The organism is Nocardioides sp. NPDC101246 (assembly GCF_044767415.1).
In the GTDB taxonomy this organism is placed as follows: Bacteria; Actinomycetota; Actinomycetes; order Propionibacteriales; family Nocardioidaceae; genus Nocardioides.
Map to the genome: position 1 here is coordinate 1 of NZ_JBIWNX010000024.1, position 14,205 is coordinate 14,205.

12 protein-coding genes are annotated in these 14,205 nt (G+C 70.8%); 5 read left to right on the forward strand and 7 right to left on the reverse strand.

The genetic code is table 11. From position 1 onward, the window contains the following. Both ACIRON_RS29325 and ACIRON_RS29330 read left to right on the forward strand, forming a co-directional pair. Nucleotides 1-1,128 (forward strand): DUF222 domain-containing protein (locus ACIRON_RS29325; protein ID WP_402998482.1); only part of this gene is annotated, 1,128 nt, incomplete at its 5' end. A 122-nt stretch (nucleotides 1,129-1,250) separates the two neighbouring features. Next, nucleotides 1,251-1,586 (forward strand): DUF1048 domain-containing protein, encoded by a 336-nt coding sequence (locus tag ACIRON_RS29330; protein WP_402998484.1) that lies wholly within the window; start codon nucleotides 1,251-1,253, stop codon nucleotides 1,584-1,586. A gap of 1 nt (nucleotide 1,587) precedes the next feature. On the opposite strand, the gene ACIRON_RS29335 is transcribed toward ACIRON_RS29330, so the two are convergent. Genes ACIRON_RS29335 through ACIRON_RS29355 form a run of 5 tightly spaced genes read right to left on the reverse strand, consistent with a single transcriptional unit; the run spans nucleotide 1,588 to nucleotide 9,257 of the window. Further along, complete coding sequence (locus ACIRON_RS29335) at nucleotides 1,588-2,100, reverse strand: GNAT family N-acetyltransferase (protein WP_402998487.1); 513 nt, start codon at nucleotides 2,098-2,100, stop codon at nucleotides 1,588-1,590. Further along, nucleotides 2,091-4,187: a penicillin acylase family protein gene (locus ACIRON_RS29340; RefSeq protein ID WP_402998490.1), complete on the reverse strand. Its 2,097-nt coding sequence runs from the start codon at nucleotides 4,185-4,187 to the stop codon at nucleotides 2,091-2,093. Before ACIRON_RS29340 ends, ACIRON_RS29335 begins: the two co-directional genes overlap by 10 nt. After that, nucleotides 4,184-6,472 carry a GNAT family N-acetyltransferase gene (locus ACIRON_RS29345; protein WP_402998492.1) on the reverse strand — a complete coding sequence of 763 codons (2,289 nt, stop codon included), beginning with the start codon at nucleotides 6,470-6,472 and terminating at the stop codon, nucleotides 4,184-4,186. The genes ACIRON_RS29340 and ACIRON_RS29345 overlap by 4 nt, the downstream gene beginning before the upstream one ends. Continuing rightward, nucleotides 6,469-7,821 (reverse strand): lysine N(6)-hydroxylase/L-ornithine N(5)-oxygenase family protein, encoded by a 1,353-nt coding sequence (locus ACIRON_RS29350; protein ID WP_402998495.1) that lies wholly within the window; start codon nucleotides 7,819-7,821, stop codon nucleotides 6,469-6,471. Before ACIRON_RS29350 ends, ACIRON_RS29345 begins: the two co-directional genes overlap by 4 nt. Continuing rightward, nucleotides 7,818-9,257, reverse strand: coding sequence for a pyridoxal phosphate-dependent decarboxylase family protein (locus ACIRON_RS29355; RefSeq protein ID WP_402998496.1), 1,440 nt, complete (start codon nucleotides 9,255-9,257; stop codon nucleotides 7,818-7,820). The genes ACIRON_RS29350 and ACIRON_RS29355 overlap by 4 nt, the downstream gene beginning before the upstream one ends. 105 nt (nucleotides 9,258-9,362) lie before the next feature. On the opposite strand from ACIRON_RS29355, the gene ACIRON_RS29360 reads away from it, so the two are divergent. Then, complete coding sequence (locus ACIRON_RS29360) at nucleotides 9,363-10,625, forward strand: MFS transporter (protein WP_402998499.1); 1,263 nt, start codon at nucleotides 9,363-9,365, stop codon at nucleotides 10,623-10,625. A 27-nt stretch (nucleotides 10,626-10,652) separates the two neighbouring features. On the opposite strand, the gene ACIRON_RS29365 is transcribed toward ACIRON_RS29360, so the two are convergent. Together ACIRON_RS29365 and ACIRON_RS29370 are read right to left on the reverse strand one after the other, a co-directional pair. Continuing rightward, complete coding sequence (locus ACIRON_RS29365; RefSeq protein WP_402998502.1) at nucleotides 10,653-11,234, reverse strand: DUF4232 domain-containing protein; 582 nt, start codon at nucleotides 11,232-11,234, stop codon at nucleotides 10,653-10,655. A 25-nt stretch (nucleotides 11,235-11,259) separates the two neighbouring features. Then, nucleotides 11,260-12,177 carry a type II CAAX prenyl endopeptidase Rce1 family protein gene (locus ACIRON_RS29370; RefSeq protein ID WP_402998504.1) on the reverse strand — a complete coding sequence of 306 codons (918 nt, stop codon included), beginning with the start codon at nucleotides 12,175-12,177 and terminating at the stop codon, nucleotides 11,260-11,262. Between the two features lie 144 nt (nucleotides 12,178-12,321). On the opposite strand from ACIRON_RS29370, the gene ACIRON_RS29375 reads away from it, so the two are divergent. Together ACIRON_RS29375 and ACIRON_RS29380 are read left to right on the forward strand one after the other, a co-directional pair. Then, a complete protein-coding gene (locus ACIRON_RS29375; protein WP_402998507.1) occupies nucleotides 12,322-13,548 on the forward strand; it encodes a sensor histidine kinase in 1,227 nt (408 codons plus the stop codon). Then, nucleotides 13,545-14,204, forward strand: coding sequence for a response regulator (locus ACIRON_RS29380; protein ID WP_402998510.1), 660 nt, complete (start codon nucleotides 13,545-13,547; stop codon nucleotides 14,202-14,204). Before ACIRON_RS29375 ends, ACIRON_RS29380 begins: the two co-directional genes overlap by 4 nt. The last annotated feature ends 1 nt before the right edge of the window (nucleotide 14,205 follow it).

Below are 14,205 nucleotides of genomic sequence, written 5' to 3' on the forward strand. Positions count from 1 at the left end.
GCCGGGGTTCCTGTCCGCAAACAGGGTGAAGGGGTCGCCTCCCAAGTCGCGTTGGCGCGACGGGTCTCACCCGAGAAGGGCGCCAAGATGCTCGGGCTGGCGAAGATCCTGATCGCCGAGATGCCGCACACCTTCGCGCTCATGAAGGCCGGGCTGTTCTCCCAATGGCAGGCCACCATCCTCGCCCGCGAGACCGCCTGCCTCTCGGTCGAGGACCGCCGGATCATCGACCATCGGCTCTGCGCCCTCGGGCCCGACGGTGAGGCGCCGCAGGTGGTGGTGATGGGGCTGCGGCAGCTCGAGAACGCTGCGAAGAAGCTCGCGATCAGTCTCGACCAGGCCTCCGTCGTGGCCCGGGCGGCCAATGCCGTCAAGGACCGCCGGGTCAGCCTGCGGCCGGCACCGGACACCATGACCTGGCTCGGTGCGCTGCTCCCGGTCAAGGACGGGGTCGCGGTCTTCGCAGCCCTCGATCAGGCCGCCAAGGCTGCCCATGCGGCGGGTGATGAGCGGACCCGGGGTCAGGTCATGGCCGACACCCTGGTCGGGCGGGTCACCGGCCGCGAGGCCGCCGGGGTGAGGCCGACGGTCGAGGTCAAGATCGTGATGACCGCCGACTCCCTCGCTGGCGACGCGGACCAGCCCGCCTTCGTGGAGGGCTACGGCCCCGTCCCCGCCGCCTGGGCCCGCGACGCACTCAACGACGCCGAGGTCTTCGTCCGCAGGTTGTTCACCGACCCCGCCGGCCGTCTGGTCGCCATGGAGTCCCGCTCGCGGAAGGCACCCGACGGGCTGGCCGAGTTCATCACCACCCGCGACGGCGGGGTTTGTCGCACCAATGGCTGTGATGCCCCGATCCGCAACATCGACCACATCCAACGCCATGCCGACGGCGGCGAAACCAGCTCCCGGAATCTGCAGGGGTTGTGCGAAAGATGCAACCAAGCCAAGGAAGCCCTCGGCTGGCAAGCCAGACCAGGACCCGACGGCAGCATCATCACCATCACGCCCACCGGGCACACCTATACGAGCCCACCGCCCGACACCTGGACACCGGACCCTCCACCCCTGTCCCAGGGAGAACTCCGTCTGCGCGAGGTACTCCTCGATCACCGTTTGGCGGCCTAACACCCAGGCTCTGGGAACTCTTTTCGGATCGGTGCTTGACCTTGACGCTGCGTCAGGCCTGCACGCTTCTTCCATCGGCCCCACCAGGGAACCGAACAAACACCAATAGAAGGAGCACCACCATGAACAACCTCCTCAGCCGCCTCGTGGGTGACAAGAAGGACTGGAAGCGCATGGAAGCCCGCGCCGCCGAGCTCCCCGCGGACTACCGCACCGTCTATGGCGAGATGAAGAGCTACATGTGGCGCTTCACCGCCGGTGACGGCATGGACATCGTCGAGGTCCTGCGCGAGGTACTCGATCTGTTCGAGACCGAAGCCGCCGCCGGACGCAGCGTCATCGAGGTCACCGGACCCGACCTGGCCGCGTTCTGCGACGCCCGACTGCCCGAGCAGCACGACGCCTACCGCGCCAAGCTCCGCGCGAGCCTCAACGAGGTCGCCCAGAAGCTGTCGTGAGTCAGGGCAGATCGAGGAAGGCGTACTGGGCGACCTTGTGCGGGAGCTGGACGACCGGGCCCCGGCGGAAGCCGTAGGCGTCGAGACGGGCGAGGGAGGCCTCGTTGGTGGCATCCGGCTCGACAACGACACGGCGGACGCCGGGCTTGGCCACGACCTGCTCCAGGAAGAATCCGAGGACGGTCTCCGTCTGGCCCTTGCGGGCGGGGGTGTCGGCCAGGAAGAGGTGGACGCCGAGGTCGCCGGGGAGCCGCTCGTAGAAGGTGCCGAGATCGTCGACCTCGGGGTCCCAGGTCTGGAAGAGCGCGACCGGGTCGCCGTCGATCTCGACGATGTACGCCGCCAGATGGGGCTGCTCCTGGAGCCAGGTGTAGATCTCCTCGATCTCTTCACGCGGCTTCTCGACCATGCCCCAGAACCGGGCTCGATCGTCCTGCAGCCAGCCGCACAACAGGTCGATGTCGGCCGACGGCTCCAGGTCACGAACGGTCAGGGCTGGGTCTGTCAGGGGCATGTCTTCTCCTCGGTGAGCAGGGACCAGTCGGTGACGACGCGGACCGCGCCTCCCCTGGCCCAGGCGTCGTGCTGATCGGTGTGGTGGGGGCTGTCCGGGGACCCGCTGACACCGAGGGGTACGACCCAACGGCTGTCGTCGCGGTCGGCCAGATCCCAGGCGTAGCGCGCCACCGAGCCCCGGACGGTCACGGTGGTTCCAGGGATCCAGGCGTTGCAACGGACCGTGTCGGTGTCGCCGGGCAAGGGCGTGGCAGGAGCGGTCCGGACGTGCGGCAGCTCGAACTGCTCCAACGCGTGCAACGGCCAGAACCGGTGCCTCTCCGGCCAGTTCGTCAGATGCCCCCGCCGAGTCGGCTCGTCCTGACCGCTGTCCTTGCCGAGTCGGCTCGTCATGACGAGCTGGGTCGGCGTTTCCGCGTCGGTGTGTGCCGACTCGGCCAGGTAGACGGCCCGGGCAGCCTCTTCGACGAGGACGATCGGGTCCAGGCCGAAGGGCCGCTTCGCCGACAGGATGACATGCAAGCAGGCCGCGACCCGCGACGGCAGGCTGAACCAGGGCTCGTAGAGAGGCCCGTGCTCCGATGGCTCGAGCAGCGGCGCGAGCGCCGGTGCCGCGCAGATCCGGTCGACCACCTCGGCCCGCAGCGCGGCAAACCAGGCAGCACCCGGGGAGCCGTCCATCGCGCCGTCCCAGTCGACCAGCGCCGGCGGACGAAGATCGACCGGGAGCAACGCGAGCAAGGGCCCGCCCGCGGTCTGGGTGGTGTCGGCGAGCACCGCCATCGCCCGCTCCGCGTCGAGAGAGCCGGCCTCATCGAGCAGACGCCCGATCCGCTGAGCTCGGAACGGCGGCGCGAAGCCGGAGGCGAGCACGTCGAACTCTGGCATGCAGCGGTCGTTGGCGGTCACGACAGAACCATGCGTCGACGCCGTACGCCGCGGCAGCGGAGCGACCCAGCCGGTCCACTCCCCTGCCTCGTCGCGTCGCGGCACCCGGCCACCGACCGTGTGGACGACATCACCCGCCACGTCGGCGATCACCCAGTTGTTGACGGGCTCGACCCAGTGCGCCACCGCGGCTTCGACATCGGCGACCGAGCGGGAGCGCAGCAGCGGGAGCAGCGCCCCGAAGCCGAGGTCCCCGAGCTCATGCCCGGGCGAGCGCAGCACCTTCCCCCAGCCTTCGTCGGGACCGCCGAGGACCACCGGTCCGCGGTCGGTCTCGAGGATCTCGACCTCGACCGGCTCCTGGTCTCGGACGAGGACCGTCTCGACGCTCCGCCGCACCTCGCCGTTCGACGAGCGGACCGAGCCGGCGGAGCGGGCCAGGTCGACGCGTACGAGATCCTGATAGTCGGCCATCGCATTGGTGATGCCCCACGCGACCTGACCGGCGTGCGCGAAGTGCTGCACGCCGGGTACGCCGGGGAAGGTCATCCCGACGACATCGAAGGCGTCGTCGGGGTCGGTGCATGCCAGCCGCACCTGGAGATAGACATTGGGCGCCTCGAAGACCCGGTGCGGGTCACCCGCCACCAGCGGCAGACCGGAGACGGTGCGGCCGCCGCCGACGGCGTACGCGTTGGAACCACCGGAGAGGCCATCGGTGCGGAACAGCTCGGCCTCGGGCCCGAGCACCCGCGCCGCCCGGGCGCCGAAGAGCTTCGAGGGGAACGACCCGAACAGGATCTGCTGCACCCAGAAGACCGCCAGCGGCGTCCACGGCTGCCAGGTCCCCGGCGCGGGACCGAGCCCGTCAGGCCCGTCGAGCTCAGGGCAGGAGGTCTCCGCGAGACCGGCGCGGACCCCGTCGACGTACGCAGCCAGGAACCCCTGCGTCTCCTCGTCGAGCCGCTCGTAGGCCGCCCGCGCCACCGCGGCCAGCCGGGCGCGGCGGGCGAAGACGTCCCACTCCAGCCCGGCAGGGCCGAGCAGCTCAGCGGTGCGGCCCTCGCCCCGCAGCCGCTCGATCTCGAGCTGCCAGGCCCGGTCCCGAGCGGTGGCCCGGCCCTGCAGCCGGGCCACCTCGGTCAGCGAGGCACCCCGCACATGCGGGATGCCCCACTCGTCGCGAAGAAGGTTCATGCGACCGGATCGGCGGCCGGTTCCGCGACGGGGTTGGCCAGCGTGCCGGCGAAGATGAGCGACTCGGCCTGGTCGGTGATGTCGACCATCTGCAGGGTGTTGCGCAGCTGGAGCCGGTTCAGGCACGAGTGACGGAAGCGCGGGCGGAGGAAGTCGTAGCGCGCGACCGCATCGGCGAGCTCCGGGTGGTCGGCGGCGTGGTCGACGATGCAGGCCCGCGTCTCGGCCCAGAACTCGGTCTCCGGCAGCACCCCCTCATCATCCAGGATCGCGGCGACGTAGCGCAGCACCCCGTCGAAGATGTCGGTGTGGACCGCGAGCGCCTTGACGTCGTCAGGGAAGGAGCCGCGGATCCGGGAGACCTCCTCGGGCAGCGGCAGATCACCCATCACCGCCACCTCCTCGCCGATGTCCTTCATGAACATCCGCACCGGGACGTGGTCGCGCAGCACCATCACCAGGTTCTCGCCGTGCGGCATGAACACCAGGTCGTAGGCCAGCAGGCAGTGCACCAGCGGGCGCAGGTAGGCGTCGAGGTAGCTGCGCACCCACTCCCGAGCGGGCAGCCCGGAGGCGCGGACCAGCTCGGCCGCGTACGAGGCACCGGCGGCGTCGCGGTGGAGCAGCGCCGCCATCGTCGCGCACCGCTCCCCCTCGGCCAGGCGCGGCACCGGCGACTCCCGCCACAGCGCGGCGATCATCTTCCGGTAGGGCGACGGGCTCGGCAGGGAGTGGAAGACGTCTCCGGTCCAGCCGATCGAGGCGAGCTCGCGCAGCACCCCGAAACCACGCTCCTTGAGCTCCGCGTCGCCCTCCACCACGTCGGCGACCCAGTCGTTGATGGCCGGGGTGGCCGCCATGTAGGCCGGCGAGAGCCCCCGCATGAAGCCCATGTTCTGGATCGACAGCGCGGTCTTGACGTAGTGCCGCTCGGGCCGGCTCGTGTTGAAGTACGTCCGGATCGACTGCTGCGGGCGGTGGACGTCCTCGGCCTCGCCGACCAGCACGATCCGGCGCGCGGCGACGTCGGTGGCGAAGGTGACCGCCAGCTTGTGGCGCCACTGCCACGGGTGGACCGGCAGGTAGCGGAACCCGTCCGGGTCGAGCCCGAGGCCGCGCAGCTTCGCCGCGAACCGGGCCAGCGTCGCCTCGCCGAGCTCGGCGGCATAGAGACGGTCCTCGTCCTCGCCGCGGCCCAGGGCCAGATGGGACTGGTCCCGGGAGACCGCGACCCACACCAGGCTCAGGTCGTTGCTCGTCTCCGGCGCCCAGCGGGCGTGGTCGTCGATGTCGAAGCCGATCCGGCCGTTGTTGGCGACGAAGGCCGGGTGGCCCTCGCTCATCGCGCCCTCGACGCTCTGGTGGTCGGCGTCGACCAGGTCGGCTGCCGTCAGGGTCTGGTGCTCGAGCTTCCAGCAGGCCGAGGCGATCGTGGCCGCCAGCTCTTCCAGGTAGGTCGGCAGCAGCGTGTCCGGGATCCCGAGGTCGGGGGCGAACTCGGCGACGAAGGCCTGCGCGTCGACCTCCGCCTCCACACCTTCGCTCCGCCGCACGATCGAGTCCGCGTCCACCACCCAGTGGTCGAGCTGGAAGCGGCGTGCGGTGAAGGTGTAGGTCGAGGACGGCCCCTGCAGCTCCCAGCCCGCGTCGGTGGCCACGGGCGCGAGCATCCGCTCGTGGCTGAACTCCGCGATCGCCTTGGCGACCAGGTGCCGGTGCGCGATGGCCAGGTTCTCCGGTCGCAGGTGAGCGGCTGCGTACATCTCCCGGGTGCAGACCGAGAGCATCGCGGTCTTCTCCCCGATGCTGATCTCGCGCAGCTCGACGAAGCCCGCCTCGGTGTTCTTGCGACGGATCGCCTCGTTGCGTACGTCCGGCTCGACGACCACACGCTGCACGCCGGGGTCCGAGAAGCAGTGCCGCATGACCGCGCGGAAGACCCGGGTCGTGTAGCCGGAGACAGGATCGCCGACGGGATCACCGGTTGGCGGCGCGACCAGGACGTGCATGCCCAGGTCTCCGGCCGCCAGGTCGGGCACGTGCGTGATGCCGGCGAGCTCGCTGCGGGCGGGGTCGTAGGTCTCGACCAGGAACGCCGGCACCCCGTCGACCCGGCCGAGCCAGGCGTCGTGGTGCGGGTGAGCGGCGATGCGCGCGTACTCCGCGGCGACATCCTCCAGCGCGGCGTCCAGCATCATCCAGTACGCCGAGCGCGGGTGCGTCACCCAGGCGTGGACGGTGGCGAGGTGGGCCTCGATCTCGAGCGGTTCGATCGTGATCCTCATCGGTTCTCCTCCGTGGGCTGGATCTTGAAACGGTCAGGCACGCCGAACTCCTGGAAGGCGACCCGCTTCTCGACCGGGTACGGCTCCCGGCCGAGGATGGCGGCGAGGATGACCGAGCTGCGGTACGCACCCATGCCGAGGTCGGGGGCGACGAAGCCGTGGGTGTGCTCCTCGCCGTTCTGCACCCAGATCTCACGGTCGGCGGTGTCGACCGAGAAGGTCGAGCTGGCGGTGTAGCGCCCCTGCTCGTCCAGGCGGAGCCGGTCGCGGACGGGCTCCAGGAAGGCCGGGATGCCAGCGCGGTATCCGGTGGCGAGGACGAGCGCCTCGGTCGCCATCTCGTAGTCCTCCTCCTGCTCCACGTGGTGCAGCGCGAGGTGGTAGCCGTCCTCGGTGCGGGTCACGCCGCGCACCTCGGTGTTGCTGAGCAGCGTGGTCTCGGCGGGCGCGCCGATCGACCGGGTGTAGAGCGCCTCGTGGATCGCGTCGATGGTGTCGCCCGAGATGCCCTTGTAGAGGCTCTGCTGCGCCTTCAGCAGCCGGTCGCGCTTCTCGCTCGGCAGCGCCTGGAAGTAGGCGGAGTACTCCGGGGAGGTCAGCTCGAGGGTGAGCTTGGTGTACTCCATCGAGAAGAACCGCGGGCTGCGGGTCAGCCAGGCCAGCTGGTAGTCGTGGTCGGGCTGGGCGGTCAGCAGGTCGAGGTAGACCTCGGCGGCCGACTGGCCGCTGCCGACGACGGTGATGCTGCGCCGGGTGACGAGCTCGTCCTTGCGGGCCAGGTATTCGGCGCTGTGCAGCGCCGGCCCCTCCGCTTCGACGGCAGCGGCGGCGCACTCGGGCACGCGCGGACTCGTCCCGGTCCCGAGCACCAGCCGCCTGGTCCGATGTCTCTCGCCGGAGGCGGTGGTGACGACGTACGTCTTCCCGTCGTGCTCGACGGAGGTGACGTGCTGCCCGAAGCGCACCGAGTCGAGCCGTTCGGCGACCCACTGGCAGTACTGGTTGTACTCGCGCCGGTGGGGCAGGAAGTTCTCGCGGATGTAGAACGGGTAGATCCGGCCGGTCTGCTTGAGGAAGTTCAGGAAGCTGAACCGCGAGGTCGGGTCGGCCATCGTCACCAGGTCCGCGAGGAACGGCACCTGCAGGGTGGCCTCGTCGAGCATCATCCCGGGGTGCCAGTCGAACCGGTCGCGGCCCTCGAGGAAGAGGCAGTCGAGCTCGTCGATCGGGTCGGCGAGTGCGGCCAGCCCGAGGTTGAACGGGCCGAGCCCGATGCCGATCAGGTCGTGGACGTCGGTCGAGGAGCCGGTGGACGATGAGTCGGTGAACACAGTTGCGGGCGCGGTCATCGGGCGACCTCCGGAACGGCGCGGCCCAGCGCACGGACCTGCTCGATGATCTCGAGTACGTCCTGCACGGAGGCCTTGGGGTTGAGCAGGGTGAGCTTGAGGAACTGCCGGCCGTCGACCTTGGTCGCGGCGACGACGCCGCGGCCGCCGCTCCACATCTCGGCTCGGATGCGACGGTTGAGGTCGCCGAGAGCGTCTTCGTCCAGGTGCCCGTCGACGTAGCGGAAGACGACGGTGGAGAGCTGCGAGGGCGTGATGACCTCGATGTCGGGCTGCACGCTGAGGATGTCGTAGACCTCGCGCGCCAGATCGATCACCGTCTCGAGATAGGCGCCGATCTGGTCAGGCCCCATCGTGCGCAGCGTCAGCCACAGCTTGAGCGCGTCGAAGCGGCGGGTGGTCTGCAGGGACTTGTCGACCTGGTTGGGGTTCTCCGACTCCCGTGGGTTGAGGTAGTCGGCGTACCAGGAGGCGTGCTGCATGGTCGCCAGGTCGCGGACCAGCAGGGCGCTGGAGGAGACCGGCTGGAACCAGGTCTTGTGGTAGTCGATGGTGATCGAGTTCGACCGCTCGATGCCGTCGAGCAGGTGGCGGTACTTCGGCGAGGCGAGCAGCCCACCGCCGTAGGCCGCGTCGACGTGGAACCAGACGTTGAAGTCCGCGCAGGCGTCGGCGATGGCGTGGAGGGGGTCGATGACGCCGAAGTCGGTGGTGCCGGCGGTGGCCACGACCGCTGCCGGTACGAGCCCGTCGACGACGCACTCGTCGAGCGCCTCGCGTAGCGCGACGACGTCCATCCGGTGCTCGGCGTCGGTCGGGACCGCGATCGCGGCCGCGTCGCCCATGCCGAGCAGGCGGGCCGACTTGGCGATGGAGAAGTGGCTGTCGGCGGAGGTCAGGAAGCGCAGCCGGTCCAGCGGTACGCCACGACGCTCCGCCTCACCACGGGCCAGGAGCAGCGCCTGCAGGTTCGACTGGCTGCCGCCGCTGGTGAAGATGCCGTCGCGGGTCGCCTCCGGGTAGCCGGCGCGGGCAGCGGTCCAGTCGATGAGACGACGTTCCATGAACGTACCGCCGACGGACTGGTCGAAGGTGTCCATCGAGGTGTTGACGGCCGCGATCAGCAGCTCGCCCACGAGGGAGGGGATCACGACCGGGCAGTTCAGGTGGGCGGCGTAGGAAGGGTCGTGGAACCAGACCGCGTCCTTGAGCCACAGCCTGCTGACCTCGGCCAGCGCGGCGGCGCTGTCGACGAGGGGGCTGTCCAGATCGACCTCGGCGACAGGTTCGGCGGCCTTCTCTGGCGAGATCCCGGTGGTGGGACCCTCGAGCGTGGCGAGCTGGTCGACGAGCAGTCTGATTGCTTCGGTGATGCCGCTGGTGTACTCACGAGCATTGTCGGGATGGAACAGATGCTCCAAGTGCGGTGCGCTCACTGGTCTCCTTCGACACGGGGGGATTAGGTTAGGCGAACCTAAGTGAGGCTACCCTAAACGCCTCCCCGCCAGACAGGGCGGTCCAGAGAGAGGACGATCACACCCGTGCCGCACTCCCCCAGCCAGGCCACCCGCGTGCTCGTGGGCTTTGCCTTCGCCTCCCTCGGCAACGGCCTGACCCTCCCGTTCCTCTACGTCTACATGGCCCAGGTGCAGGACCTCGGGTCCTCGACCGCGGGCTGGATGTTCGCCTGGATGGGGCTCGTCGGACTGGCTGCCGCCCCCGGGGTCGGAGCGCTTCTCGACCGCTTCGGACCACGCCCGGTCCTGCTGGCCGCGCTCCTCGTGGAGTCCGCCTCGATCGGATCGCTCGGGTTCGTCGACGGGACCGTGCCGACGATGGCGGTGCTGGCCGGCGTGGTCGTGGGCGCCTCTCCCCTGTGGCCCGGCACGACGACCCTGCTGGCCGGGATGGTGCCGGCCGCGGACCGCGAGCGGGCCTACGGCTTCGCCTTCCTGGGGCTGAACGCGGGCATCGGCGTGGGTGGCCTGGTCAGCGCCTTCCTCATCGACGTGGCGCGGCCGGAGACCTTCCAGGTGCTCTACCTGTGCGACGCCGTCGCCTATCTGGCCTACGCCGCGGTGCTGGCGTTCCTGGTCCGCTCCCCGGCCCGCGCCACCGACGGCGACGCGGGCACGGACGACGCGAGCGCCGGTTCCTGGGGCGAGGTGCTGCGCGACCGGCGAGCGGTCGCTCTGGTCGGCTGCGGCGTGCTCGCGGTGACCTTCGGCTACGGACAGCTCGAGGCCGGCGCGACCGCCTACGCCGTCGACGTGGCCGGGGTGCCGGCGACCGCGCTCGGCTGGGCCTTCGCCGCCAACGCCGCGGTGATCGTCTGTGGGCAGGTGATCCTGCTGCGGCTCACCTCCGGGTGGCGGCGTACGACCGCGCTGGCCTGCGCCGTGCTGACCTGGTCGCTGGCCTGGACCGTGCTCGCGGCCGCCGACCTGATGCCCGTCGCCGGCGCGATCGCCGCCGTCGTGATCGGCCTCGCGATCTTCGGCCTCGGCGAGACGCTGTGGGCTCCGATCGTGACCGGTCTGGCGAACACCATCGCCCCCGACCACCTGCGGGGCCGCTACAACGCGTCTCTCGGTCTCACCCTGACCCTCGGCCAGATCCTCGGCCCCGCGCTGGCCGGCTCCCTCATCGGCAGCGGCCTCGGCCACCTGTGGGCGGTCGTCGTGATCGGCGGCACCCTCACCGCGGGCCTCGTGCTGACCCGGCTCCGCTACCTGCTCACCGCGGCAGAGGACGGCGCCCCGGAGGCGGAGGCCTCCGAGGCGCCGGTCGCCGAACGGATCTGATCAGCCGGATCTGACGGATCTGACGGATCAGCTGGAGAACGGGACCGCCTTCGCCGCGTCGGTGTGCCAGTTGGTGCCGATCGGCTGGTCGACCTCCGCGGTGCTCGGCAGCTTCAGGGACACCGGATCCATATCGCCCTCGTTCGCGGAGACGATGATCTCCTCGAACTGCACGCCGCCCTCCTGCGGCCCGCTGTGCGGGTTCACCCCGGCGTACGCCTTGGTCGAGCCGGTCATCGTGATCGGCTCGCTGACCGCCTGCTCGCTCGGCTTCACGTCGCCGGAGAGGTCCGAGCCGAAGCCGGCCTCGATCGTCGCGCCCTCGAGGGTGCAGGTCACGCCGGGCTTCGCGCTCGCGGTGACCAGGTAGTAGCCGCCCGCCTGGGACTCCTCGGAGACCGTGAAGGACAGGTCGCCGGTGGCGCAGACATCGCCGGACGCCTCGGTCGACTCCTCGCTGGGCTCGGTGGTCGGCTCCACCGACGGGCTCGGGCTGGTCTGCTCGCCCCCGTCGTCGGTGGTCTCGGAGGAGCAGGCCGACGCGGCGAGCGCGAGGGCAGCGGTGGCGAGGACGAGCGGCGCGACACGGCGCCGGGTGCTGATACGCATGGACTCTCTATACACGCCGAAGCCTTTACTTCTCGTACCCCAGCCGCCCCCGCGTGGCGACGATGACGATCGCCGCGCCGATCCCCGCGGCGAGCAGCACCGCGAGCTGGAACAGGTCGGCATCGACGCCCGGGAACAGCTCGGTGGAGGCCACCGAGGCGTAGTTGTTGACGCTGGTGTGCAGGAGCATCGCCAGCGGCAGGCTCTGCCCGGTGCGGTTGAAGACCCAGGTCATCACGATCCCGAAGGTGACGCAGAAGGCCGAGAAGACGAGCGGCGCGTACCAGCTCACGTCCGGCCAGCCGGCCCAGTCGGTCAGAAACAGCGGCATGTGCCACAGCGCCCAGATAGGGCCGAGCACGAAGGCGGAGCCGAGCGGGCCGACCTTCCGCTGCAGCCGGGGCAGGGCGAAGTCGCGCCAGCCCGGCTCCTCGGCGAGACCGGTGGTGATCATCTGCAGGACGAGCCCGGGGACGTACGCCACCAGCACGAACAGCCACGCCTGCGACGGCGCCGCCATCTGCCCACCGACGGCCTGGGTCGCGACGATGATCGCGGCTGGCACGCCGATCAGGATCCCGGCGTACCAGCGCCAGCTCGCCCGCCAGCGCCACATCCCGACGACCCAGGCCCGTAGGCCGGCCCGGCCGCCGACGATCCCGGTGACCAGGGCGGCGCTGCCGATCGGGCCGAGGTAGGCGCCGGGGAGCATCCCGAGGAGCTGGCCGCCGATCATGCCGCCGGGGAAGGTGAGGTCCCAGACGCCGAGGCCGCTGTTGGACAGGACGTACGGTGTCCAGGCCAGCCAGCTCGCTGCGAGGGCGAGGACGAAGAAGGTGGAGAGCTGGTGGCGGCGTACGAAGGCTCGTAGGCCCTGGTCCGGCTCGGTCGCCGGCCGGGCCGCTGGCTGGGTCGCTGGCTGGGTCGCTGGCTGGGTGGTCATGGTCGTTCCCTTTCCGAGGAGGTCGAGTTCGTGACCTGAACCTAGGAACGGGACCGGTCCGGTCGCGCCGGGCAAAAGAGCGAACCTTCGTACTTGCATCGAAAGATGCTGGTGACCGGGACCGGCCTCGGAAAGGATGATGGCGTGAACGATCTGAGGATGATGCCGCGGCTCATCACCCCCGTGGTGGTCTGGCTGATCACCACCTCCCTGCTGGTGGCCGCGCCGAGCCTCGACTCCGTCGACCCCTCGGTCGCCGGGAGCCCGGCGCTCGGCAGCGGTGGCTGGTGGGTCGCGCTGGTGGTGCTGACCGCGCAGGCGGTGGTGCTCCTCGAGCGGGGCTCGCGACCGTTGCCGGTGCTGCTCGTGGTGGCCGCCGCGCCGGTCGTCGTGGCACTCAGCGGGGCGGGCGACGCCACCAGCCTCTCCTCGGCGGCTGTGCTGGTCGCGGTGTGGTCGGCGGTGACCTCGACGCCGCTCCCCGACCGGGTCCGCGCCCTGGCCGGGGCGCTGGCAGGTGCCGGGCTGCTGGTCGCGGTCGGTACGTCCCTGAGCCAGACGAGCATCGGTCTGCCAGCCGGCACCGCGATCCTCGCCGGCCTCGTCCAGGGTGCGGGCGTGATCGTCCTGCCGGCGCTGCTCGCCGCCACCGTGCGAGCGCGCCGCGACGCGCAGGCAGCCCGGACCGACCTCGCACTCGCCGTCGAGCGCGAGCAGTCCGCCCAGATCGCCGCGGCGATCGCGGAGGAGCGTACGGCGATGGCGCGCGAGCTCCACGACATCGCCGCCCACCACCTGACCGGGATCGCGGTGATGACCGGCGCGGTCGAGCGGCAGATCGACACCGACCCGGCCGGAGCGAAGGAGTCCGTACGCCACGTCCGCACCCAGAGCACCGCGATGCTGCGCGAGCTGCGTGGCCTGGTCACGCTCCTGCGGAGCCCCGGGCAGGCCGAGGACGCGGGCGGGCAGGAGCGGCTGTCCCAGCTGGCCTCGCTCGTCGAGGAAGCACGGCGCGCGGGACTCGAGGTGGAGCTCTCGACGCTCGGGACCGGCGCCGCCATCGAGAGCGTCGGGCCGCTCGCCCAGCTCTCCGCCTATCGCACGGTGCAGGAGTGCCTCGCCAACGCCGCCCGGCACGCGCCGGGCGCCGGCTGCGTGGTGGTGCTGGACACCCAGGACCCGGCCGAGGTGGTGGTCACGGTCCGCAACGGGCCACCGGCCACACCCGTCCCCTCAGGCGGGAGACCAGCACGGCGTGGCCTGGGCCTGGTCGGCATGCAGGAGCGCGCGGACCTGACCGACTCGATCCTCGAGGCCGGACCGACCGCCGAGGGCGGCTGGCAGACCCGGCTGAGGATCACGGCATGATCCGGGTCGTGGTCGCCGACGACCAGCCGCTGGTCCGTGCCGGGCTGCGCACGCTGCTGGGCACCGAGCCAGACATCGAGGTCGTCGCGGTGGCCGAGGACGGTGCGGAGGCGGTCGAGCAGGCGCTCGCGCTGCGGCCGGACGTGGTCTGCATGGACATCCGCATGCCCGGCCGCGACGGCATCAGCGCCACCCGCGAGCTCTGCGGGCCCGACGTCGCAGACCCAATCCCGGTGCTCGTCCTGACCACCTTCGACATCGACGACTACGTCTTCGGTGCCCTCGAGGCCGGCGCCTCCGGCTTTCTCCTCAAGGACGCCGACCCCGATGCCATCGTCGCCGCGGTCCGCTCCGTCGCCGCCGGCCACGGCACCCTCGACACCTCGTTGACCCGCCGTGTCCTCCGCGAGGTCGTCACCCGCAGGCGTACGCAGCCCGTGACCGCGGCCCGCGCCAGCGAGGTCCTCACCACCCGCGAGCTCGACATCCTCCTCCACCTCGCCGAAGGCATGTCCAACGAGGAGATCGCCCAGGCGCTCGTCCTGGAGATCTCCACGGTCAAGTCCCACCTGGCCCGGATGATGCCCAAGCTCGGCGTCAAGTCCCGCCTCCAGGCCGCCGTGTGGGCCTACCAGTCGGGTCTCGTCGAGCGCTGAG